Annotated in this window: 23 protein-coding genes; 5 read left to right on the top strand and 18 right to left on the bottom strand. The window is 37.7% G+C overall.

The annotated features are described in order from the left end of the window. Nucleotides 1-42 precede the first annotated feature (42 nt). Entirely contained in the window at nucleotides 43-1,350 is a 1,308-nt protein-coding gene (locus IEV09_RS00635) for a serine hydrolase (protein WP_188366331.1), read from the top strand. Between the two features lie 18 nt (nucleotides 1,351-1,368). Further along, the gene (locus IEV09_RS00630; protein ID WP_188366330.1) at nucleotides 1,369-2,565 is read left to right on the top strand and encodes a YdcF family protein; all 1,197 of its coding nucleotides are present in this window, start codon (nucleotides 1,369-1,371) and stop codon (nucleotides 2,563-2,565) included. Between the two features lie 41 nt (nucleotides 2,566-2,606). On the opposite strand, the gene IEV09_RS00625 is transcribed toward IEV09_RS00630, so the two are convergent. Both IEV09_RS00625 and IEV09_RS00620 read right to left on the bottom strand, forming a co-directional pair. Then, a complete protein-coding gene (locus IEV09_RS00625) occupies nucleotides 2,607-3,113 on the bottom strand; it encodes an HD domain-containing protein (protein WP_188366329.1) in 507 nt (168 codons plus the stop codon). 114 nt (nucleotides 3,114-3,227) lie between these two features. Beyond that, the gene (locus IEV09_RS00620; protein WP_188366328.1) at nucleotides 3,228-4,001 is read right to left on the bottom strand and encodes a TrmH family RNA methyltransferase; all 774 of its coding nucleotides are present in this window, start codon (nucleotides 3,999-4,001) and stop codon (nucleotides 3,228-3,230) included. Between the two features lie 95 nt (nucleotides 4,002-4,096). Here IEV09_RS00620 and IEV09_RS00615 point away from each other — a divergent pair, with 95 nt between their 5' ends. Continuing rightward, entirely contained in the window at nucleotides 4,097-4,372 is a 276-nt protein-coding gene (locus IEV09_RS00615; protein ID WP_188366327.1) for an acylphosphatase, read from the top strand. 109 nt (nucleotides 4,373-4,481) lie between these two features. Beyond that, a complete protein-coding gene (gene yidC, locus IEV09_RS00610) occupies nucleotides 4,482-5,429 on the top strand; it encodes a membrane protein insertase YidC (RefSeq protein WP_188366326.1) in 948 nt (315 codons plus the stop codon). Between the two features lie 71 nt (nucleotides 5,430-5,500). Here the strand turns inward: yidC and IEV09_RS00605 are convergent, their stop codons facing one another. The 12 genes from IEV09_RS00605 to IEV09_RS00550 all read right to left on the bottom strand — a co-directional run bounded on the left by IEV09_RS00605 (nucleotide 5,501) and on the right by IEV09_RS00550 (nucleotide 17,327). Next, nucleotides 5,501-6,454 carry an NAD(P)-dependent oxidoreductase gene (locus tag IEV09_RS00605; RefSeq protein ID WP_188366325.1) on the bottom strand — a complete coding sequence of 318 codons (954 nt, stop codon included), beginning with the start codon at nucleotides 6,452-6,454 and terminating at the stop codon, nucleotides 5,501-5,503. Between the two features lie 192 nt (nucleotides 6,455-6,646). Next, nucleotides 6,647-8,716 carry a glycine--tRNA ligase subunit beta gene (gene glyS / locus IEV09_RS00600; RefSeq protein WP_188366324.1) on the bottom strand — a complete coding sequence of 690 codons (2,070 nt, stop codon included), beginning with the start codon at nucleotides 8,714-8,716 and terminating at the stop codon, nucleotides 6,647-6,649. Nucleotide 8,717: 1 nt separating this feature from the next. Beyond that, entirely contained in the window at nucleotides 8,718-9,632 is a 915-nt protein-coding gene (gene glyQ, locus IEV09_RS00595; RefSeq protein ID WP_188366323.1) for a glycine--tRNA ligase subunit alpha, read from the bottom strand. Nucleotides 9,633-9,928: 296 nt separating this feature from the next. Next, a complete protein-coding gene (gene recO / locus IEV09_RS00590; protein WP_188366322.1) occupies nucleotides 9,929-10,726 on the bottom strand; it encodes a DNA repair protein RecO in 798 nt (265 codons plus the stop codon). A 79-nt stretch (nucleotides 10,727-10,805) separates the two neighbouring features. Next, complete coding sequence (gene era / locus IEV09_RS00585) at nucleotides 10,806-11,705, bottom strand: GTPase Era (protein WP_188366321.1); 900 nt, start codon at nucleotides 11,703-11,705, stop codon at nucleotides 10,806-10,808. A 15-nt stretch (nucleotides 11,706-11,720) separates the two neighbouring features. Continuing rightward, on the bottom strand, nucleotides 11,721-12,119 hold the full coding sequence (locus tag IEV09_RS00580) for a diacylglycerol kinase family protein (RefSeq protein WP_188366320.1): 399 nt from the start codon (nucleotides 12,117-12,119) through the stop codon (nucleotides 11,721-11,723). Next, entirely contained in the window at nucleotides 12,103-12,588 is a 486-nt protein-coding gene (gene ybeY / locus IEV09_RS00575; protein WP_188366319.1) for an rRNA maturation RNase YbeY, read from the bottom strand. Before ybeY ends, IEV09_RS00580 begins: the two co-directional genes overlap by 17 nt. Next, nucleotides 12,578-14,788 carry an HD family phosphohydrolase gene (locus tag IEV09_RS00570; RefSeq protein WP_188366318.1) on the bottom strand — a complete coding sequence of 737 codons (2,211 nt, stop codon included), beginning with the start codon at nucleotides 14,786-14,788 and terminating at the stop codon, nucleotides 12,578-12,580. Before IEV09_RS00570 ends, ybeY begins: the two co-directional genes overlap by 11 nt. A gap of 23 nt (nucleotides 14,789-14,811) precedes the next feature. Then, nucleotides 14,812-15,783 (bottom strand): PhoH family protein, encoded by a 972-nt coding sequence (locus tag IEV09_RS00565; RefSeq protein ID WP_188366317.1) that lies wholly within the window; start codon nucleotides 15,781-15,783, stop codon nucleotides 14,812-14,814. 243 nt (nucleotides 15,784-16,026) lie between these two features. Continuing rightward, a complete protein-coding gene (locus IEV09_RS00560; protein ID WP_188366316.1) occupies nucleotides 16,027-16,476 on the bottom strand; it encodes a GatB/YqeY domain-containing protein in 450 nt (149 codons plus the stop codon). A 42-nt stretch (nucleotides 16,477-16,518) separates the two neighbouring features. After that, nucleotides 16,519-16,695: a 30S ribosomal protein S21 gene (gene rpsU, locus IEV09_RS00555; protein WP_002356740.1), complete on the bottom strand. Its 177-nt coding sequence runs from the start codon at nucleotides 16,693-16,695 to the stop codon at nucleotides 16,519-16,521. Nucleotides 16,696-16,880: 185 nt separating this feature from the next. Next, the gene (locus IEV09_RS00550; protein ID WP_188366315.1) at nucleotides 16,881-17,327 is read right to left on the bottom strand and encodes a Fur family transcriptional regulator; all 447 of its coding nucleotides are present in this window, start codon (nucleotides 17,325-17,327) and stop codon (nucleotides 16,881-16,883) included. Nucleotides 17,328-17,417: 90 nt separating this feature from the next. Between IEV09_RS00550 and IEV09_RS00545 the strand changes: the two genes are divergently transcribed. Then, entirely contained in the window at nucleotides 17,418-18,275 is an 858-nt protein-coding gene (locus IEV09_RS00545; protein ID WP_188366314.1) for a pyruvate, water dikinase regulatory protein, read from the top strand. 40 nt (nucleotides 18,276-18,315) lie between these two features. On the opposite strand, the gene thrB is transcribed toward IEV09_RS00545, so the two are convergent. From thrB to IEV09_RS00525, 4 genes are all read right to left on the bottom strand, one after another. Continuing rightward, on the bottom strand, nucleotides 18,316-19,191 hold the full coding sequence (gene thrB / locus IEV09_RS00540; protein WP_188366313.1) for a homoserine kinase: 876 nt from the start codon (nucleotides 19,189-19,191) through the stop codon (nucleotides 18,316-18,318). Continuing rightward, the gene (locus tag IEV09_RS00535) at nucleotides 19,181-20,467 is read right to left on the bottom strand and encodes a homoserine dehydrogenase (RefSeq protein ID WP_188366312.1); all 1,287 of its coding nucleotides are present in this window, start codon (nucleotides 20,465-20,467) and stop codon (nucleotides 19,181-19,183) included. The genes thrB and IEV09_RS00535 overlap by 11 nt, the downstream gene beginning before the upstream one ends. 128 nt (nucleotides 20,468-20,595) lie before the next feature. Continuing rightward, nucleotides 20,596-20,889, bottom strand: a complete 294-nt coding sequence (locus IEV09_RS00530; protein ID WP_188366311.1) for an ArsR/SmtB family transcription factor — start codon at nucleotides 20,887-20,889, stop codon at nucleotides 20,596-20,598. Between the two features lie 56 nt (nucleotides 20,890-20,945). Further along, nucleotides 20,946-22,682 (bottom strand): phospho-sugar mutase, encoded by a 1,737-nt coding sequence (locus IEV09_RS00525; RefSeq protein ID WP_188366310.1) that lies wholly within the window; start codon nucleotides 22,680-22,682, stop codon nucleotides 20,946-20,948. Nucleotides 22,683-22,930 lie beyond the last annotated feature (248 nt).

Here is a 22,930-nt window from a genome sequence, read left to right as displayed (position 1 = left end):
TTTGTTAAGTTTTTACTAATAACTATTATTAAGGAGTCTATCATGAATCAAAAAAAGAGAAACTGTTCGTTTATCAATCTATTCCTTAGCCTTGTACTATTCTTTTCGTTGACTATACCGGCCTTGGCTGATAGTCAGACCTCGGAAGATTTTTCAGTTGAGGCAAAAGCAGCCTTAGCCCTTGACTTCGAAACAGGGAAAATTTTCTATGAAAAAAATAGTGAAACTGAATTAGAAATTGCCTCATTAACCAAGCTAATTAGTTTCTATGTTATCCAAACAAAAATTAAAAATGGTGAACTAGCTTGGGAAGACCCCGTTGTCATTTCGAAAAACGCTGCCACTTTAAGTACGCTGCCTGAACTGTCAAACATTCCTTTAGTTGAAGGGAAAAGTTATTCTGTTAAGGAATTATTCGACGCAGCAGTAATTGTTTCTGCTAATGCAGCGACAGTCGCTCTAGCTGAAAAAATTGCTGGAACCGAATTTGCATTTGTTGACTTAATGAAAGCCCAATTGATTGATTGGGGCATCGAGGATCCTTTTATTGTGAATGCCAGTGGTTTGAACAACGAAGATCTTCCTGGCGAGGTCTACCCTGGTTCCACAAAAACCTCTGAAAATAAACTTACAGCCAAAGAAATCGCTCTAGTAGCCCGTAATTTAATCCGTGACTTTCCTGAAACACTCGCTGTCTCTTCGCAAGCTTCATTAATTTACGAAAATTCCGAACAAGAAGAAAGCATTATGTACACAACCAATCTATTGCTGCCTGGTATGCCTTTAGCTAAACCCGGTGTCGATGGACTTAAAACGGGAACGACCGACCTTGCTGGTCGTTCACTCGTTGCGACAATGAAACAGGAGGATCGCCGAGTGATTACGGTTTTATTAAATGCGGGTGATGAAAACAATCCAGATGCCAGATATACTGAAACGAGCCGTTTATTGGATTATTCTTTTGAGTATTGGGAGAAAAAAGAAGTGACGAAAGAAGGAGAATCGGTTCCGACAATTAATCCAGTTCCCGTTCAAAAAAGTTTAACAACCGAGGTCCCACTCATTGCACAAGACTCAATCGAATTGTTTCTTCCACGTGATGAAACCGTCGAATCCGCTGTTACCTATACAGTCGATTTCCTCAATACAGAAAAAAGTTTAACTGCCCCGATTGCTGCAAATCATGAAGTAGCTACCCTGGCAATTACTTATAAAGATGATCCTTTAGGTTATTTAGAGCCCGTTGCTGACCCGACTACTTTATTATTAACGTCTAAAATGATCGAACAGGCTTCATTCTTACAATTAACTTGGCAAAAAATCCAACAATTTTTCACAAATATTTTTTAATCGAAAGGAGGAGGCCCGTTGCAAAGCTTATTCTTTTTACTCGTTTTTTTCGTTGGCTTCTTATTCATCTATCAACGCCAACGAAAAAAGAGTGACTCACAATATCTCGTTCCTCTTGGCACTTGGTCGGTTACATTTCTAATCGTTTATTTATCTATTATTGAAATTCAAAACCACTCTTTTTATATCGGCGTAATTCTAGCAATGCTCCTACTCATTTATCTGAATTATAAACGAGATAAGACACGTCTCATTAATGGTTTTCTTTTTAACGTCTGGTTTGTCTCGTTTGGAATTTATCTAGGCTTTCATTTTCTTCAAACGAGAGATGTCATCGTGTTAGGTCTACTTATTATCTTAATGATTTTCGTTTTCGGCTTCGCTCTTTTCGGACTAATCTCTTTAATTATTTTACTGTATTGGAATAGCCTGATTGTTTTAAAACGAGAAGGTCGTTCTCTTGGTAATTTGCTCACATTAATTTTAGCGCTTGTACTGACCGTCATCCTCATTTTTAATTTATTTTTGGTCAATAAGTTACCTGAATACATCGTCTATCTCTTTTCTATTTTGCCTTTTTCATTGACCTATTTTTCTTTCTTCTTTTTAAACTTTTTAACGATTTCTTTGATTTATCAATTAAACCGTCCGAAATTAAAACAAGATTTCGTAATTGTTCTAGGCGCAGGACTGATTAATGGCGAAAGAGTCACACCTCTACTTGCTCGTCGAATTGATCGGGCCCTTGATTTTTATCATCGCCAACTACAGCAAACTGGGCATCCGATAAAAATCATTTTGTCTGGTGGACAAGGGCCTGACGAAAAAGTATCTGAAGCCTTTGCCATGAAGCAGTACGCCTTAGCACAAGGCATCCCAGATACAGACTTATTATTAGAAGATCAATCCACTTCTACTGAAACCAACATGGCCTTTTCTAAGAAAATTATTGAAAGCTACTCCTTTACTACACCAAAAGTAATCTTTGCATCCAATAATTATCATATTTTTCGAGCGGGAATTTTTGCCCGTCAAAACCAATTACGTGCAGATGGTATTGGCGCAAAAACAGCACTTTATTATTTACCTAATGCCTTTTTAAGAGAGTTTATTGCGATTATTGCACTGCATCGTAAAAAACATTTTATCTTCCTTGGATTGGTCACTATCTTCCTACTCTTGATGGCGATTCTTTCATTTATTATATTAAAATAAACAAATTCCCGCTAGACCATGATAGTCTAGCGGGAATTTATTTATATAACGGATTGGTTTCTTAAAACGAGATGGCGCCAACGCGTCTTCAACTGGCCGACTGCCGGTGAAAGTGCTTCTTTGACTGCACAATATTTATCTACCATTGTAACAATATAACTTTCTTTATAGCGTGGTAATGCCAAAGTCGCACCCCACATATGTTTAATAATAATGTCTTTTTCTAAGTCCGACAGCTCGGTTAGCTTCGATGCATTTTCAACTGCAATTCGTGGATGCATATAGGCATGAGAGCCCTCATCAAATTTCGTTGTACGCCAATCATAATAAAACAAATCGTGTAATAGACCGGCACGAGCGATGGCACGAGCATCACCGTTCCATTTTTTTGCTAATTTGTAACTATAATAAGAGACGCTAATTGAATGATCTAAACGCGTCGAATGATAATGTTGCACAAAATCTGCTAGTTTTTGAACTTCCGGTGTTTCAAGTAAATCCTCTATATAAGATAAATATTCTTTGTCTTGTTTCCATTGCTCTGTCATATATCTTAATTGCCACCTTCTTAATCATTCGATAATTTTCACAATTTTAAGTATAGCATCTTTTATTCGAATGTCTAAACAAGGAGGAAGTTTTGTAAAAATGTTAACAGATTCTTAATGGTTCCGATCACTGACAAAGTGATACATTAAAATACCACCGGCAATTCCAACGTTTAATGATTCTGCTTGTCCATAAATTGGGATATATAAATTGCGATCCGTTAAATTTAAGACGTCTTGACTAACACCTTGTCCTTCATTACCTAACACTAGGGCAATATCCTTACGAGGCGTGACTTTCGTATAAGGCAAAGCGTCTTGATTTAATTCTGTTCCATAGACTGGAATCTCGGCTTGTTTAAATTGCTGAATGACCTCGATTAAATTACGATGAATAATTGGTAAGTGGAAGTGGCTCCCTTGTAAACTCCGTAAAACTTTTGAACTATACAAGTCTGCCGTTCCTTCACCTAAAATAACACCGGAAAAACCCGCAGCATCTGCTGTTCGAATCAAAGTTCCAACGTTACCTGGATCTTGCACACCGTCTAATAATAACCACGCTCCAGTAAAGTTCTCGACAATTTGTTCTTGCTTGTCCACTAAAGCCACAATTCCTTGCGGCGTTGGTAGTTCTGATAACGCCTTTAGTACTTCTGTCGAGACAAGATAACAATCGACTAGTTGTTCGTTCAGCCAGTCATTATACAGCTCATACCCTTTTTGATCAATAAACACTTTATCAATCGTTGCACCAGCTAAAACGGCTTCTTCGACTAAATGGTAGCCTTCTAGCAAATATTTTTTTTGTACATCTCTTTGTTTTTTTTGATGGAATTTCTTAACTTCTTTAATGATTTGATTTTTTACTGATTGAATTTCTTTCATCTATTATCACCCGAAATAATTATAGCACGAAGTAAGAAAGATAACTTGTTGAAAGTGATGAAAAACGCTATCATTTATTCAAGGAGGGATTTTTTATGCGTAAAGTACGAATCAACGTTAGCGGTCGCGTCCAAGGGGTTGGGTTTCGATTTGTGACGAAAATGTTAGCTGACTCACTAGGGATTTATGGTTCTGCCAAAAATGAAGACGATGGCTCCGTAACGATTGAAGCCATGAGTCAAAATGACATGTCATTAGAGCAATTTATTGAAAAAGTCAAACGCTCCCCCGCACCATTTGGTCGAGTCGATTCTTTTAACTTAGAAGAAGATTTAACTATTCCCGAAACCAATCGATTTATAACAAATTAGTCTTATTCACAAAATCTTCTTATGCTTTTTGATTTCTTCGATTGAAAACCGACTTTATTTTTAGTATAGTTAAACTTGTGATTACTTTAAATAGAAAAGGAAGAACTCAATGAATAAATTAAAAACATGGCTCGTGGCGACTGGGCTATTCGGTTTACTAATTACCCTTTCTGGGTGTGTGAAAATGTTAGATAACGGAACACCCGATCCAAATGGGACGATTTATCGCTTCATGGTTGCACCATTAGGAAAATTATTAACCTTTATCGCGAATGAATGGCAATTTGGTTATGGTTGGGCAATCATTGTGATTACGATTATTGTACGCTTTATCATTTTACCATTAGGAATTCACCAATCGCATAAATCAATGGTACAAGCAGAAAAAATGCAATACATCAAACCACAAATTGATATTGCACAAGCAAATGCCAAGAAAGCTGAAACTCGTGAAGAACAAGTTCAAGCACAACTTGAAATGCAAAACGTCTACAAAGAAAATGGCTTAAGTATGTTTGGTGGTATGGGATGTTTACCATTGCTACTACAAATGCCGGTCTTTACTGCTTTATTCTACACTGCTCGTTACACACCTGGTATTGACCAAGCAACGTTCTACGGTATTTCACTAGGCGAAAGTAGTTTACTACTCGTAGCGATTGCCGGTGTTGCTTACGCCGTTCAAGGTTATGTCTCATTAATTGGTGTTCCTGAAGAACAAAAGAAAACAATGCGCAGTATGTTAATTGTTTCGCCAGTTATGATCGTGATGATGTCTCTTTCTTCTCCAGCTGGTGTAACGCTTTATTGGGTAGTTGGTGGGGTTATCGGAGTCGTTCAAACATTTATTACAAATGTGATTATGAAACCACGGATCAAGAAAAAGATTCAAGAAGAAATGAAATTGAATCCACCAAAAATTGTCGTTAAACCACTTGAAAAAGCGGAACCAAAGAAACAAGCAGCATCCGCTAAAAATGTAACACCACGTAATATTAGTGCCAATGGATCAAATCAAGGTCGCAATGCTGGAAAACAACAAAAAAGAAACAAATAAATAATATAGAAAAAGGAATCCTGAAGCTATTCGCTCTAGGATTCCTTTTTTTATTGCTTCAAATCGAGTTTTTAAAGCACAATATTTTCTTGTTTCCCTTTTTCCCATTGGACAATATTTTGAAACGTTATTTCTGCTCTTCTGACCATCGCTTCGTCTGTTGCATAACCCACATGCGGTAAAAGAACAGTGTTCGGTGCTGTTAGAAGTGGGTAATCTGTCGGAACGGGTGGCTCTATATCGACACGATCTAGACCAGCTCCGGCAATCGTTCCACGATGCAACGCCTTTGCTAACGCCTCATTATCGACAATTGGCCCAACTGCCGTATTAATTAAAATGGCACTTTCTTTCATCAAATCTAATTTTTCTTGATTGATTAAGTGCTTTGTCTCCGCTGTTAGTGGCGTATGTAGTGTGACAATATCACTCGTCGTCAAAACGTCGTCCAACGTTGTGTACTCGACCCCTTGATTCGCTAACGCTTGATTAACGCTTCGATTATAAGCCACAACCCGGCATCCATAAGCTAAACCTAATTTTGCAACTAAACCACCAATTGCTCCAGTACCGATAACACCTAATGTTTTACCATATAAATCCGTTTGGCGGTAACCAACTTTTGTACCACCTTCTCTTGTAATTGCATCTAACGGTACAATACTACGCAACAATGCTGTGATTAAACCAAATGTCACTTCCGCAACCGAATGAGTGCTATATCCTGCCGCATTGGACACTTGAATATTTTTCTCTTTACACATCTCTAAATCAATGTGATCATATCCTGTAAAGGCGACTGAAATATATTTCAATTGATCGGCAGCTGCAATCACTTCTCCTCGCAATGGTGTATTGGCAAGCACTAAGACTTCTGCCTCTGTGATTCTTTCTTTTAGTGTTTCATCGTCCGTTTTCCCATCACGATAAACAACAAGCTCGTGTCCTTCAGCTACTAAAGGCTGTGCAATCTGTTTAAATACTTCCTCGCTAAGACCTAAAGATTCCAAGACTACAATTTTCATTTCTATCATCCTCCAGTGTTTTGTGATTATTTTATCAATTCTCGTTCACTAAGCATAGCATGATTCGATCTTTGTGACTAGTCAATGTCGAATTCTGTTCTCTTGCCAATCGGATGATATCATTGTTAATTTTTTCCAATTAAAATACAACAATCGGCAAAGAAGATTCTCTGCCGATTGTTGTGATTAACTTTATTTAGTGACTAAATGATCCAAACTTGCAATCATTAATGCCATGCGAGAAATTTGTTTTAATTGATTCAAACGATTGTTTCGTACATTTTGGTCATCAACCATGACCATCGTTTGGTCAAAGTATGCTTCAATTAATGGACGAAGATTAACTAAGGCTTGATAGTTATCACCCATCGTATTTTCTAAGAAGTCCGCCTCAACTGCTGCTGCCGCCTCGTATAGCGCACGTTCAGCATCATTTTCAAATAGAGTCTCGTCAATGACTGTATTTTCACCTGTTGCTTTTTCTGCTAGGTGAATAACACGTGTTAAAGCTTCAATCGAAACTTTAAACTCTGGGTCTTTCAAATGATTTTTAAGAATCGTTGCGGCATGGAAAATTTGAGAAAGATCTTGTTGATCTGCTTCTATAACGGCTTCTATCACGTCATGGCGCATCGCTTTCGTTGCAAAGTATTGTTTTAAGCGTGCCTTGATAAAATCGCTAATCGCTTCGTGTTCAACCGCTAATTGAATACCATAGTTTTCATTTTGGTTAATTTCTGCAGCAATTTCTGTTTGAAGAGATAAGAATGGAAAGAACCAATTTTTATCTGCAATCATACGAACAATACCATATGTTTGACGTCTTAGCGCATATGGATCATTTGAACCACTTGGCACCATACCAACAGAAAAGAAAGTTAAGACACTATCTAATTTATCAGCGATGGCTAAAACTGTTCCAATATTCGACTCTGGTAACTCACCTTCGCTTGATACCGGCATATAGTGCTCTTTAATCGCTTTGGCAACTGTTGCTTTTTCCCCTTGTAATAACGCGTACTTTTCACCCATAATTCCTTGTAATTCTGGGAATTCACCGACCATGTTAGTCACCAAATCAAATTTATAAATTTGACTTGCACGTGTTAAATCCGCTAATTCTTCTGCCGTTAATCCTACTGTTCGGCCGATGATTTGTGCAATTGCGCCTACGCGTTGCATTTTTTCATATAACGACCCAATTTTTTTGTGGAACGTCACTTGTTTTAATTTATCAACACAGTCTGCAATCGTTAACTTTTTGTCTTCTTGGTAAAAGAATTCTGCATCTTCTAAACGAGCAACTAGGACTTTTTCATTTCCTTTAATCACATTTTCAATATGATTACTGTCACCATTACGCACAGAAATAAAGTGTGGTAATAATTGACCGTTTGCATCTCGGACATCAAAGTAACGTTGGTGTTCTTTCATTGACGTCACAAGTACCTCTTCCGGTACGGTTAAATATTTCTCATCATAATTCCCCACAAAAGCTGTCGGGTACTCTAGTAAATTGTTGACTTCTTCTAATAAGTTAGCATCAAGTGACATTGACCAATCATTTTTTGTCGCAAGATGTTGAATTTGATCAACAATCATTTCTTCACGACGTTTAGAATCAGCGATCACGTAAACTTCTGCTAATTTTTCTAAATAGTCATCGGCAGTCGTAAATGTGACTTCATGTCCTAAGAATCGATGCCCTCTTGAAGTACGACCTGTTTGTACATCTAAAAACTCAAATGGAATGACTTCATCACCAAATAAAGCTACAATCCAATGAATTGGACGGATATATTCAGTATCGTATTTGCCCCAATGCATCGTCACTGGGAAAGTTAAACTTGTTATCACGTCTTTTAGACCTGTCAGGACTTCAAAAGCATCTTTTCCGACCGTTTGTTTTTTAACGTGGACGTATTCGACACCTTTAATTTCTTGGAAGAAAATATCATCGGTCGTTAACCCTTGTCCTCGGACGAATCCTTGAGCGGCTTTTGACCAATTACCTTCAGCATCTAATGCAATTTTTTTAGCTGGACCTTTAGCAATTTCTTCTTGATCGGCTTGTCGTTCATCCACATTCGTTACATAAACAGCCAGACGTCTTGGGGTTGAATAAGCTTCAATCTGATCGTAATTTAAAACATTTTCTTTTAAAAATGCCGCTGTTTTTTCTTTTAATTGGTTCATGCTCGGAACAACAATATGCGCCGGTACTTCTTCTAGACCAATTTCAAATAATAAATTTTTCCCCATCTTAGTTTTCCTCCTTCAACCATTTTTGTGCTTCTTCAGGACTTAATAACGGGTAACCCAACTTCGCACGTTCTGCAACAAATATTTTCGCGACCTCACGTGATAGATTACGAATTCGCGCTAAGTAGCCGGCACGTTCCGTTGACGAAACCGCACCTCTTGCGTCAAGTAAATTAAAGTTATGGCTGCACTTCAAAATATAATCATAAGCTGGGTGCACTAGGCTTGCTTCAATACAGCGTTGTGCTTCGATTTCAAATTTATTAAAGTTATCTAGTAACATCTCTTGGTCACTAATTTCAAACGAATATTTTGAATGTTCATATTCTGGTTGTTTAAAAATTTCGCCATATTTAACCCCTTGTGTCCATTCTAAATCATAAACACTTTCCACTTCTTGAATGTAAGAAGCTAAGCGCTCCAGACCATAGGTGATTTCAGAAGTCACTGGTGAGCAAGGTAAGCTTCCGACTTGTTGGAAATAAGTAAATTGGGTAATTTCCATTCCATTTAACCAAACTTCCCAACCAAGACCGGCACAACCCATCGATGGATTCTCCCAGTTGTCTTCAACAAAACGAATATCATGTTCTAACGGGTCAATTCCAAGTAGGCGTAAGCTTTCCAAATATAATTCTTGGATATTATCTGGCGATGGTTTCATCACCACTTGAAATTGGTGGTGTTGATACAAGCGATTCGGGTTTTCACCATAGCGACCATCAGCAGGACGGCGCGAAGGTTCAACATATGCCGCATTCCAAGGTTCAGGACCAATCGCACGTAAGAATGTATACGGGCTCATTGTTCCAGCCCCTTTTTCAGTATCATAAGCTTGCATCAACATACAACCATTACTTGACCAAAAATTTTGCAATGTAATAATCATTTCTTGCACAGTTTGTTTTTTTGTCATGTTTTTTCCCCCTAAATTTTTAATTTCCGTTGTTCATTTCTTGGCTCTAAACATCAAAAAGTCCCTATACTTATCTTCTTAGACAAGTATAGGGACGAATAAATTCGCGGTTCCACCCTACTTCCGATCAATCGGCAGCTTTGATTTTAAATGCTCACAATCGCCCAAAATAAAATAACCACTATCTGGCTTCCACTCTCCCAAACTCGCTAAAAGGATTAAACTTTTATTTCTTATAATGTTCAACGCATGATTCAATTGTCTCTATCATAATTCTTTTTTGATCGTCTTGTCAATCATTTTTCAGTATTTTCTTCGTTTTCATTCGTCGGCTTTAAAATATTGCCCCAATCATTCATCTGTTCGATAAACTTTTTACTTTTTAAGTGAATACCGACATATTCTTCAAAAAGTTGATCCACAACTTTTTGAATTTGTTTTTTCGTTTCTGGCTTTAGATGAATCGATTGAATCTTTTGGTAAGAGACTTTCGAAAACTGACGAATAAAATGAATCGCTACAGGGTCGGCTTGATAACGATGCTTGTCTTCTAGAAAGTGGCGCTCACACAGTAGCCCATGATATTTGGGTGAAAAATCGAATTTCCCCTGTGTTTGCCCACAAATTTGGCACTGTTCCCAATTAAATAAAACCCCAAAACGTTGTAAAATTTGAATTTCAAAAATATTAGTCACTATTTCAAAGTCTTTGCCTTCATCAAGTAACGTCAATGCCTGCTGTAAAAAGTGAAACAGATTGGGATCGTAGACGCGATCTTCAATGGCTGCATCCGTTAGCGTCAGTAAATAAGTCGCATAAGCGGCTGCAAATATGTCTTGTTGAATCTTCAAAAACGGCTGAATTTCTTTAGCTGCATTTAAAAAAGAGAGGCCTTCTTCGTTAAACTTCCCTAGATAAACACCTTGAGTATAGGGCATAATTGCTGGTGTTAAAGGATTATTTTTGCGATGGGCTCCTTTAACAAAGAACATTAACTTTCCAGCAGATTCCGTAAAGATTTTCACCAGTTTATCTTTTTCTTTATAATCTTTTGTAAATAAAATGATGCCTTTTGACTCTGCGATCTGCTTCATCGAATCACTCCCTTTTCAAACGTATTTATCTCAAAAAAAGCAGAGCTATGACGAAATGGTCACAGCTCTGTCTAATCGCTTAATACTCGTCTTCTCGGTAACCAAAGTCTTTTAAGTTGGTTTGTTTATCACGCCAATCTTTTTGAACTTTAACCCATAACTCTAAGAAGACTTTATCACCTAGTAAATGTTCAATATCAAGACGTGCTTTCGTACCTATTAATTTAAGCATTTTACCGCCCTTACCGATAATAATCCCTTTTTGACTGTCACGTTCAACAATCACTGTTGCTTGAATTTCAATCTTCTTGTTTTCATTGCGTTTCATTGAATCAATGGTTACCGCGACTGAATGCGGGACTTCATCGTGTGTAAAGAATAAGACTTTTTCACGAATAAGCTCAGATACAATAAAATATTCCGGATGATCGGTAATCTGATCCTCTGGGAAATATTGTGGCCCCTCTGGCATTTGTGAAGTTAATGTCTCCATTAAACGCTCAAAGTTATTGCCTTCTGTTGCTGAAATTGGCACTATCTCAGCAAAGTCCATTTGTTTTGAATAGTCATCAATGATTGCTAATAAATCATTTGGATGAATTTTATCAATTTTATTAATCACTAGGTAAACGGGAACGTGACTCTTTTTAAGGCGCTCAATAATTAAGTCGTCACCTTTACCACGTTTTTGATCGGCACTAATCATAAACATTACGATGTCAACTTCACGCATCGCACTATATGCCGTTTCAACCATGAAATCGCCTAGACGATGGCGTGGTTTATGAATCCCTGGTGTATCAATAAAAATAATTTGTGCTTCTTCTGTCGTTAAGACACCTTGAATCTTATTACGCGTTGTCTGAGCTTTATCACTCATAATCGCAATTTTTTGACCGACAATACGGTTTAAAAGTGTTGATTTCCCAACGTTTGGGCGACCAACAATCGCGACGAAACCTGATTTATATTCTGACATAGTTGTCCCTCTTTCTTAAAAAAACAGTTGATAAATTTTGGGTAAAAAAATGAAGCTTGCAACAATAAGTGCAAATATCGCGGTTATTAAGACCGCACCTGCAGCCATATCTTTGACTTTTTTTCCAATTGAATGAAAGTGAAAATTCGTAATCATATCGACCACATTTTCAAATGCGGTATTGATTATTTCCATAACAAGCACTAAAAAGATACTTAGCAACAACCATAGCCATTCCCAACGATTCAATTGGAAAATAAAGCCCAACACAATTGCGATTCCCCCAAGAATCGTGTGCGCACGCATATTTCGTTCATCTTGATAAACGGTTTTTATACCGGTTAGTGCAAACTCCACTGAACGAGTAAAGTGCTTATTTTTTCCAATATCTTCTTTATTACCTTTGTAATCCATAAGCGTTCAAAATTTCTTTTTGTAAGCCAAACATTTCGGCTTCATCTTTGGGGTTCATATGATCGTAGCCATTTAAGTGTAAAAAACCATGTAAGGCTAGGAAACCAAGTTCTCGTTCGTAGCTATGCCCATACTCTTGCGCCTGCTCACGTGCACGTTCCACCGAAATCATTAAGTCACCTAATGTTTTCGGTAAGTCCATTGTCATTTCAAAATCTTCTGAAAAGAAGACAGGCATCTCATCTTCTCCTTCTTCTTCAAAGGCAAAACTAATAACATCGGTCGGTACATCTTTATCACGATATGTCCGATTAATGATTTGAATATTGGCGTCGTCCATGAAGGTGACGGACATTTCGGTATTTCCAGGCAACTCTAAAAAATCAGCCGCAAATTGCAATAAAGAATCGATATCTTTTTGGTCCTTTGTTGGGACTTGATTTGTTTCATCAATAAAATTAATTTCCATTATAATCTCTTCTTTCTTGTTCTTGTTTCATTTCGACTGCTTCAGATTCCATTTTAGGATATTTAATTCGTGAGTGGAACGTGCTGCATAACCCATTGACTAATGATTTTTGAATGATTTTAATTTCTTTCATCGTTAAACCAGAATCATCTAACTGACCATCTAACAGGCGATCTTGAATGAGATTCGTCACAAATTCTTTAATTTTTTGATTCGTTGGGTGATCCATTGCCCGAACGGCAGCTTCACAACTATCGGCAATACTAACTACTGCAGCTTCCCTTGTTTGCGGAATTGGTCCTGGGTAACGATACTCTGATTCTGCAATATCGGGATTACGCTCTTTGGCTTTAAAATAAAAGAATTTCATCAAGGTTGTCCCATGATGTTGACGGCAAATATCAATGACCATCTGCGGCATGCGGTGTTGCTCTAAAATCGCCGCACCATCAATCACATGACCAAAAATAATTTGTTTACTATCACTTGGCAATAAGAAATTGTGTGGATTCTCTGCACCATCTGGTAAGTTTTCGACAAAGAAGTTGGCATGTTTTAATTTCCCAATATCATGGTAGTAACAAGCCACTCGCGTTAGCAGAGAATGTCCGCCAATTTCAGCAACTGCATTGGCACTTAAATTGGCGACCATCATACTATGATGATAAGTACCCGGTGCTTCTTCTAACAACTGCTTAAGCAGTGGATGATTCGGGTTACTTAGTTCATTTAGTACGATAATACTGTTATCCGTTACGAGTAATTCGATATATGGATGTAAACCGATTGTTAAAACCAAGGATAAGATACTACCTGCAAAACTGGCAATTAAATTGACCCAAGCACGACTATCAGTAAAACTCATTCCTTGATAAACAATCAAAATCGTATTCATAACCAATGGGAACAAGACAATCCATACAATTGAAGACAGGCCTTGTTTAGATATGCGTTTGCGGTCAAGTAACGTGCCCATTAGTCCTGAGAATAAATAGGATATCAAAATAATCGTTAACACGTTGGTACCAATTGAATCATAAAAGATAAACGCAGCCATCACAACTTGAAATAAGGCTGCAATGACCCCTGTCCGGCGACTAATAAAGACATTTAAGACTAAAGGAATAAAAGCTGCCGGGAAAAGTAGCGGGATAAACTGCGATGTATTTTCTTGGAAAATTTGAAAGAATTTCATAAAGACCATACTTAATGTCATCATTGTTGTATAAAAAACAATGGCGACAACGCGACGTTCCTGTCCTTTTAATTGTCGAATAAAGTAAAGTAAGACAAACACTTCTAAAATATTGGCTAAGACCATCGCAATAAAGGGAAATAAACTCGTGCTTTGATTCGTCATTCCTAGGAGATTCAGCTTTTGAATCACATTGCTATCAATCTGAGAACCTTCACGTACAATGACCTCTCCTTGAAAAATCATCACTGGTTGAACGGCATTCATCGCTTCTTGTTGCAATTCTTCTGTTCGTTTTTCATTGAGTACTGAGTTAATCACGATGCCTTGATTTAACATATAACGAATCGCCTGCGTCTGATCGGTCGATAAATTTAAAAAGGACGCCTCATCATAGGCATTTTGTCGGACTTCGTTTAAACGATTAATTCGAATCGGATTTTTCATTTGAGTCAGAATAATTCGAATCGCCTCGTTTTTGACCGTGGCTTGTTCTTCAGCAGAAAGCTGAAAAACGATTTGAAAGAAATTATTCGGAATCCGTTGATAGAAAGCTAAATTATCAGAATCAATTTGCTCAAAATGTTTTTTTAATGCGGCAATTTCTTCGTCTAAAGTTATGAGTTGGGGTTCTGTACCCTTTTTAGCCGCTTTTTGTCGTTTCTCATTTTCAGCTTTTGTTTCTTCTTCAACTTGTGAAATCAACGTAAATAAATGCTCGATTAATTGGCTTTGTTTCGTGCCGGCATCTTCATCAAACGTATATTCTGGTGCCACCGATTCAGCTGCTAACTTTCTTTTTTGTTGCGTAGCTTCTGTATTCTCAATTGTTTTATTTGCACGTATACTTTTATCTGCTACTTGACCTTCTTTATAATCCACTTGTCGCTGCTGGACATTTGAATAAAGTAAGGCTGAAGAAAAGACAAAGAAAAACAAAAGGAGTAACGGTACTAACCATTTTCCTAGCTTCCCATAAATCTTTTCTAAAGGTCTTATAAGCATATTTCCCACCTACTTTTCATTTATTAGGAGTGCTCACTTTGGTCATAGGCGCGAATAATTTGCGCAACCACTGGATGGCGAACAACATCTCCTGCATCGAATGAAACAAAATCAATTTGTGGGATATTCGCTAATGTCGCTTGCGCGTGAACTAAGCCGCTCACAATCCCCTTATGTTTAGGTAAATCAATTTGACTGACATCCCCATTGATTACCATTTTGGAATTAAATCCTAAGCGTGTTAAAAACATTTTCATTTGTGCAACCGTTGTATTTTGTGCTTCATCTAAAATAACAAACGCATCTTCTAAAGTGCGTCCACGCATATAAGCTAGTGGTGCAATTTCAATCACACCGCGCTCCATTAAACGATTCGTATGATCGACACCAAAAATTTGATATAAAGCATCATAAACCGGACGTAAATACGGATCAACCTTTTCTTTTAAATCTCCCGGTAAGAAGCCTAAGTTTTCTCCTGCTTCAACAGCCGGACGGGTTAAAATAATTTTTTGGACCTCGCCCTTTTTTAAGGCTCTAATGGCTAAAACAACGGCTAGAAAAGTTTTTCCTGTTCCAGCAGGCCCAATACCAAACACAACATCTTTTTGGTTAATCGCCTGAATATACCGCTTTTGTCCAACATTTTTTGCTCGAATAGCTTTACCGAAGCGGTCTTTCATAATCTCTTCTTCATAAAGATCAATAAAATCATTTACATGCTCTGAATCAACCATTTTTAAGGCAGTAATCACATCTGGACTATGGATTTCAATCCCACGTTGAATCAACTCTCTTAAGGCATTTAAGACCGAAATCGCCTTCTCCGCATTTAATGGACTACCTTCAACTTGAATCATTTCACCTCTTGAATGAATCACGCTCTGTGTTGCTTCTTCAATTATTTTTAGATGTTTATCGTGCGTTCCAAATAGTACGTGACTATCTTCGTGCGCATCAAGCTTTAATTCAATCGTGATTCGTTCTTCTGTCAAAAAAAATCGCTCCTTTATTAACCTAAACATTCACTATATGATACCACAATCTACTAAAAAGAAAAATTGCTTGTCACAAAAAAATTTCTCGAATAAAAAACAACTCCATTTTCTTTTTTATTCGAGGAATTTTTCCCTTTCAAGCAAGATGAATTGATGACAATGATTGATTTGCCTAATTTATTTTTTCGGTTGTAAAATATTAAAAAAGTCGTAGGATTTCTCCTACGACTTTAAGTCTGCTTACAAATTGTTTAATTCTTCTTTAACGGTTTCATTCACTAGGTTTCCATCGGCTTTGCCTTTAACTTGTGGCATAACCACTCCCATTACTTGCCCAAAGGCAGCACTAGAAGTTGCGCCTACTTTCTGAATCGCTTGCTTCACAATTTGGCGAATTTCTTCGTCAGTTAGTTGCGCAGGTAAGTATTTTTCAACAATTGCAATTTCTTCTTCGACTTTTTGGACCAAGTCTTCGCGATTGGCTTTTTGAAATTCAACGAGTGAGTCACGACGTTGCTTCATCTCACGAGATAAAACGGTCAATTCCTCTTCTGCGTTTAATTCGCGACCAAGCTTAATTTGATCATTTTGTAACGATGCTTTAATCATGCGAATCACCTGCAAAACATTTTTTTCTTTTGCCTTCATCGCTAGCTTCATGTCATCGTTCAAAGTGTTTAGTAGTGACACACTACCAACCCCAATTCTTTTACTACTTAGAATACGAAAAAATTAGAATTTTTTACGTTTTCTAGCAGCTTCAGATTTTTTCTTGCGTTTCACGCTTGGTTTCTCATAAAACTCACGTTTACGTGATTCTTGTAATGTACCTGCTTTTGAAACGGAACGTTTGAAGCGACGAAGAGCATCATCAAGAGACTCGTTTTTACGAACGACTGTTTTTGACATGTTAAATCCCTCCCTCCGAGCTTAAAAAGTAACCGTTTTTGCAAGGAATAAAAAAACATCCCTCACATCACTGTCCTTTGACAAATTATATCGAAGCCTTGAAATAGTGTCAAGCTGTTCTGCTAAAATCTTCTAATTATTTTGCATTTTTGTTCGCATAACACAATATATTCAAATAAAAACATCTACGATTCATTAATTTTGACGCATTTTTCACATTTACCGAAAATTTCAAAGCGATGATCTTCAATCAAGCAATCTGGTAACTGTTCTTGATAAAAAGTCATTGGACAAAGATCTAATGGCTTTGTTGCCCCACAATTCGTACAAATAAAGTGGTGATGATGATGATTTGAATTCGGATGTACGCAATGAAAACGAAAATTCATCTCACCATTTAATTCCGTCTCTTCTAAAATTCCTAATTCTGCAAATTCGCGTAAATTTCGATAAATCGTATCTTGACTGAGTCCGGGATATTCTTTGGTTAAGCTAGAGTGAATTTCTTTTGGTGAAACATAACGATTTGACTGTACTAAATAGTCAATCATGACTTCACGTCGCTTCGTTTGTTTTTTACCGTTTTCTTTTAGAATTTTCATCGCTCCAGCAATTGCTACTTGATTTTCCAACGCTAGTCCCTCCTTTTTACAATCCGTCTACAATTCTTAATCGAGTGTATGGTATAATAAGTATGACTAAAATGCAAGTGAGGGATGCTTATGACAGAGACAAATGTAAAAGAAACATTAACCTTTTTCGTTATTTCAGATTCAGCTGGAGAAACCGCATCAAAATTAGCCCAAGCAACGATGGCTCAATACCCGATGATTAATTTTGAAATCTTTCGTCGCACGTTCATTACAACAAAAGATGCCTTAATTAAAGCACTCGTTGATGCTAAGAGTCATAACGCCATGATTTTACACACTATTATCAATCAAGAGCTTGTTCAAGTAGCAGATGATTTTTGCGAAGCAAGTGGCCTGTTTCACTTTGATGTGTTGACGCCACCGGTACTTGAAGTTCAACGTCGAACCGGTATCGAACCGACGCGTGAACCCGGGGCCTTGCATCACTTAAATAAAAACTATTTCAAACGCATTAAAGCAATGGAATTTGCTGTTAAATACGATGACGGTAAAGATCCACGTGGTTTTTTAGAAGCCGATGTCGTGTTATTAGGTGTCTCTCGCACATCGAAAACACCTCTTAGTCTCTTTTTGGCTAACAAAAATTTAAAAGTAGCTAACTTACCAATTGTCCCACAGGCACATATTCCAAAGCAATTATGGGAAATTGATCCTAAAAAGATTGTCGGTTTAACTAATGATCCAAAAATTTTAAATAATATTCGCAAAGAACGGATGATTTCCTATGGATTAAATCCAGACACTGCGTATTCTCAAATTGATAAAATTATTTCTGAACTAGAATTTGCAACGGAATTATATAATAAATTAGGTTGTATTGTGATTAATGTGGCACGGCTTTCGATTGAAGAGACGGCTTCCATGATTTTAAATGCTCTAAATTTAGAAGACCATAGTTACTTTATTACCGACGACAATGAAGACTAACAAAAGCCCCAACGAATCGATTCGTTGGGGCTTTTGTTAGTTAAAAGACTTGGATGCCTTCACGATCAATTGATAGTTGTTCAATTCTTGCTGTATCATCGATTCTTCTAAGTGACTGCATGACTTTTTCCGTCTGCTCTTCTGGTGACAAGATTAAAACTGTTGGGCCTGCTCCACTCAAGAAACAACCATATGCGCCCTCATCTTGACAAATCTGACGAATTAATGCCAAATGTGGCACGAATTTTTGACGGTAACGTTCATGCCAACGATCTTCTTGCATCATTTTTGCTGCTAAAGGCAAGTTCCCTTTGATTAAAGCAGCAATCATCACATTCGCAATCCCGCTTGCTTCCACTGCATCTCTATAGGAAAAAGATTTTGGTAAAACTTCACGACTTTCAACGGTTAATAACTCTTTATTAGGGATAAAAGCAATGATATCACCTTCTGGGAAGTAATGCTTTACATAGCTTACATCGTCTTTGTGTTTTTCAGGAAAATAACATGCAACAACAAAATCACCACAAATTGCTGGTGCCACGTTATCAGGATGCCCCTCGATACGTGTTGCAATCTCAACTTTATCTTGTTGAGATAAATTCAGATGAGCTAAACGATTGGCTAATTCAATCCCCGCAACAATGACAGATGAACTACTGCCTAAACCACGTGCCAAAGGAACACTAGAGTTCATTTTTATTTTTTGTGGCGTTAAATTTGGCGCAAGACTTAACGCTGTTTCAATCATTAAGTTGCTTGCATCACTTGGAACATCATTTCCTAAATCATGAATGATTTCCCACTTTTCATTTGGTCCTAGCACTTCAATAAATAAATACAAAGAAAGTGCAATACCACAAGAATCAAAACCAGGGCCTAAATTGGCACTCGTTGCCGGTACTCTAATTTTCATTGTAATCCCCCATTACCCCTAATTGTCCTTGAATTTGACCTTGTGTTGCCAATTCAGCCAATAATGCTTCGTATGCCGATGGGACCACATGATTAACAATCAGACTCAAACGATTTTCTGTCGCTGCTAACGCACAATAAACCACCTTATAACCTTGTTTGTTAAGCGATTGAACCAATGCGTCCACACTTACTGGAGTTGCATTTAATTCAACACTAATAAAATAATTTTCTTCAACGACTGAACGGTCGGCCAATGGACTCCCCAACTCTTTACGGTTGAACGCTTCAAATGACTGCTGATCATAAGCGCGATCAGCGATTTCAATCAAGTCAGATAAGACGCTCGTTGCTGTTGGTAAAGCACCTGCTCCAGGTCCATACAGTAGCGATTGGCCAATCCCTTCACTTTCAATAAAGACACCATTATATTCATTTTTAATCATCGCTAAAGGATGTGTTTTAGGTACAAGGACAGGTGACACACGAGCCGTAATCCCTTGTGCTACACGTTTAACCTCACCGATTAATTTGACTTCATAACCTAGTGTTTGTGCAGTAACAACGTCAGCTGCTTGCACATGACGAATCCCTTGTATCGATAAATCAGATAAGCTTAAGTCAGCCCCAAAAGCAAAAGCACCTAAAATAATCATTTTATACGCTGCATCAATACCATCCACGTCATTTGTCGGATCCGACTCTGCAAAGCCTAATGCTTGCGCTTGAGCTAATGCGGTTTGATAATCCATCTGCTCTTCCATCATCTTAGTTAACATATAGTTCGTAGTTCCATTAACAATCCCTTTAATACTCGTGATTGTGTCAGCCGCATAACTCGTTGCTAACGGGCGTAATAATGGAATTCCTCCACCCACACTTGCTTCATAATAAAAACCGACTTTATGTTCTTTTGCTACGGCAATGATTTCTTTTCCATGCTGAGCAATTAAGTCTTTATTAGCCGTGACAACATGTTTCCCATTTTTCAAAGCAGATAAAATGTATTCTTTAGCCGGTGAAATTCGACCAATCAGTTCAATCACAATATCAATTTCAGCGTCCTTTGTAATATCTTCAATATTCGTAACTAATTCAAAACCATGGGCTTTTGCCACAGCTGCTTTTTCTTGTGGGTTTAAAACGAGCGCTTTTTCGATTGATAATAAAATACCTGTTTGCGCCTCGATTTGTTTTTGCTGCGCTGCTAACCTCTCAACGACACCTGTTGCTACAACGCCTAATCCTAGTAAACCGATTTTCATTTCTTTTTTCATATGTTCTCCTATCTAATCTAACATTTTAATTAGAGTTATATCATCGAATTTTAATATTCTTCTTTAATATAGCAAAATTTCAAGCAAAAAAAAAGAGGGACCTGTAGACTTCCTCTTTTTTATTCATTTTAATGACGAATATGTTCGAGAGTTTGTTCTAAAATATCAAAAACATGATCATCATCAAGCTGGTAATAAATCGTTTTTCCTTCTCTGCGTGACCGAACCATCCGGTTTTCTCGCAATAATTTTAATTGATGAGAAACAGCAGATTGTTCCATATTCACAATTTCCGCAATAGAAGTGACATTTCGCTCACCTTTTTCAAGTGCTAACAAAATTTTCAGTCGTGTTTTATCACTTAACAATTTAAAAATACGACTAATCTGCTCCATTTCTTGAAGTGTTGGTAATTTCTCCATAGCGCCCTCCATGAAAAACAAGAGGGAGAATCATCCCTCTTATTTTTTAAACTCAATTATTCTGCTGCTACAGTGATTTCATTGATTGCAGCTTCTAAAGCGACAATTTTAGCATTTGCTTCTGCTTGACTGTCACCTTTCACGCCGATATAAAATTTGATTTTTGGTTCCGTTCCCGAAGGACGTACTGCAATCCAACTCTCATCTGCTAAAACGTATTTTAAAACATCTGATGGTGGTGTTGTCAAGTGCTCAACTTCTCCGCCCGCTGTTGTTTTAGTCAATTCTTTAAAATCTTCTGTTTCAATAACCGCTACACGTGCGAATTCGGTCGGTTTTTTTTCACGGAACGTTTTCATTAAGCGTGCAATTTGAGCCGTTCCTTCTTGTCCACTCATTGTTACTGAAATGGTCTTTTCCGAAAAATAGCCATACTGTTCAAAGATTAATTGTAAGGCATCAAACAAGGTTTGACCTTGTTTTTTATAGTAAGCGGCAACTTCTGCAAATAAAACAAGCGCTTGAATCGCATCTTTGTCACGGACAAACGGCTTAACAAGATATCCATAACTTTCCTCAAAACCAAACATAAAGGTTTGAGAATGGTCTTCTTCAAACTGTTGAATTTTTTCTGCAATAAATTTAAAACCCGTTAAAACGTCTAACATTTTCACGCCATAACTTTCAGCAATCGCTGTTGGTAGTTCACTTGAAACAATTGATTTCAGAACCGCCGCATTGGCTGGTAGCGTCCCTGCTGAGCGATGCGCTTCTAAGATGTAATGGATTAAGATGGCACCGATTTGGTTACCGCTTAACACTTGATATTGACCATCTGGCATGCGAATCGCAGCGCCTAAACGGTCTGCATCTGGGTCGGTAGCAATAAGTAAGTCCGCGCCTTCTGCTTCGCCTAAACGAATCGCATATTCAAAAGCCGATGCTTCTTCAGGATTCGGCGACTTCACTGTACTGAAATTCGGATCGGGTTGTCCTTGACTAGGTTCAATTACAAATTTTTTAAAGCCGGCTTGTTTTAAAGCGCGTTCACCTAACATTTTTCCTGCACCATGTAATGGTGTGTAAACCAATTTTAAATCATCGCCCATTTCATCGATTAGCGCTTGGTTAATCGTGACCGTTTTTACTTCTTCTAGATACGCTTGATCGACTTCTTCACCAATAAATGTAATCAGTTTTTTAGCCAATGCCTCATCTTCGCTTAAGACTGGAATTTCTAACGAGTTTTCCACTCCACGCACAAAACGTGTCACAGCCTCCGCGTCAGCAGGTGGCATTTGCCCACCGTCCTCGCCATAAATCTTATAGCCGTTATATTCAGCCGGATTATGCGATGCCGTAATCATAATTCCAGTAAACGTATTTAAATGACGGACAGCAAAAGATAGTTCTGGCGTCGGTCGCAGACTCTCAAAGACGAAGGAAGGAATGTCATGTTGCGCGAGCGTGCGAGCTGCTTCTAAAGCAAACTCACGTGAAAAATGACGTGAATCAAAAGCAATCGCCACACCACGTTTTTTCGTCGCCTCATCTTGCGTTTCCATAAAACGAGCCAAACCTTCTGTCGCTTGACGAATCGTATAAATATTCATTCGATTAATTCCTGGTCCTAAAATACCACGCATCCCTGCTGTTCCAAATTCTAAAGGTGCATAGAAAGCATCTTCTAGCGTTACTGGCTCGTTTGCTAACTGTTTTAATTGTCCCTTTAAATTATCTTCTAAATCGGCAAAGTTTGCCCATTGTTCATATGTATTCATCCAAGATGTCATTTGAATCCCCTCTTTCAAAAAATGTCTCACTTTGGCTTAGTATACCATTATTACCTTAGTACGAAAAGCGCTTGACGTGTTTCTTCGTGCAAATATTTATATGCAACAACCACTTCACAGGATTTTATCTCTTGATTGGTTATTTGCTATACTTGAGCAGCTCAAAAAAGAGGCCCTGACAGATGTCACGCCTCTTTTTTTAAAATGAGTATTTTTTGATCCATCCACATCAAAAATCTGCTTTTTCG

The sequence above is a fragment of the Enterococcus alcedinis genome (assembly GCF_014635985.1).
In the GTDB taxonomy this organism is placed as follows: Bacteria; Bacillota; Bacilli; order Lactobacillales; family Enterococcaceae; genus Enterococcus_I; species Enterococcus_I alcedinis.
This window is presented reverse-complemented; position numbering and strand designations above follow the sequence as displayed.

Bases quoted from the DNA above. Each gene is read 5' to 3' on its own strand.
- IEV09_RS00635 (WP_188366331.1), top strand. From the start codon at position 43: ATGAATCAAAAAAAGAGAAACTGTTCGTTTATCAATCTATTCCTTAGC.
- IEV09_RS00625 (WP_188366329.1), bottom strand. From the start codon at position 3,113: ATGACAGAGCAATGGAAACAAGACAAAGAATATTTATCTTATATAGAG.
- IEV09_RS00620 (WP_188366328.1), bottom strand. From the start codon at position 4,001: ATGAAAGAAATTCAATCAGTAAAAAATCAAATCATTAAAGAAGTTAAG.
- IEV09_RS00615 (WP_188366327.1), top strand. From the start codon at position 4,097: ATGCGTAAAGTACGAATCAACGTTAGCGGTCGCGTCCAAGGGGTTGGG.
- yidC (WP_188366326.1), top strand. From the start codon at position 4,482: ATGAATAAATTAAAAACATGGCTCGTGGCGACTGGGCTATTCGGTTTA.
- IEV09_RS00605 (WP_188366325.1), bottom strand. From the start codon at position 6,454: ATGAAAATTGTAGTCTTGGAATCTTTAGGTCTTAGCGAGGAAGTATTT.
- glyS (WP_188366324.1), bottom strand. From the start codon at position 8,716: ATGGGGAAAAATTTATTATTTGAAATTGGTCTAGAAGAAGTACCGGCG.
- glyQ (WP_188366323.1), bottom strand. From the start codon at position 9,632: ATGACAAAAAAACAAACTGTGCAAGAAATGATTATTACATTGCAAAAT.
- recO (WP_188366322.1), bottom strand. From the start codon at position 10,726: ATGAAGCAGATCGCAGAGTCAAAAGGCATCATTTTATTTACAAAAGAT.
- era (WP_188366321.1), bottom strand. From the start codon at position 11,705: ATGTCAGAATATAAATCAGGTTTCGTCGCGATTGTTGGTCGCCCAAAC.
- IEV09_RS00580 (WP_188366320.1), bottom strand. From the start codon at position 12,119: ATGGATTACAAAGGTAATAAAGAAGATATTGGAAAAAATAAGCACTTT.
- ybeY (WP_188366319.1), bottom strand. From the start codon at position 12,588: ATGGAAATTAATTTTATTGATGAAACAAATCAAGTCCCAACAAAGGAC.
- IEV09_RS00570 (WP_188366318.1), bottom strand. From the start codon at position 14,788: ATGCTTATAAGACCTTTAGAAAAGATTTATGGGAAGCTAGGAAAATGG.
- rpsU (WP_002356740.1), bottom strand. From the start codon at position 16,695: ATGTCAAAAACAGTCGTTCGTAAAAACGAGTCTCTTGATGATGCTCTT.
- IEV09_RS00545 (WP_188366314.1), top strand. From the start codon at position 17,418: ATGACAGAGACAAATGTAAAAGAAACATTAACCTTTTTCGTTATTTCA.
- thrB (WP_188366313.1), bottom strand. From the start codon at position 19,191: ATGAAAATTAGAGTACCGGCAACGAGTGCCAATTTAGGCCCTGGTTTT.
- IEV09_RS00535 (WP_188366312.1), bottom strand. From the start codon at position 20,467: ATGAAAAAAGAAATGAAAATCGGTTTACTAGGATTAGGCGTTGTAGCA.
- IEV09_RS00530 (WP_188366311.1), bottom strand. From the start codon at position 20,889: ATGGAGAAATTACCAACACTTCAAGAAATGGAGCAGATTAGTCGTATT.
- IEV09_RS00525 (WP_188366310.1), bottom strand. From the start codon at position 22,682: ATGACATCTTGGATGAATACATATGAACAATGGGCAAACTTTGCCGAT.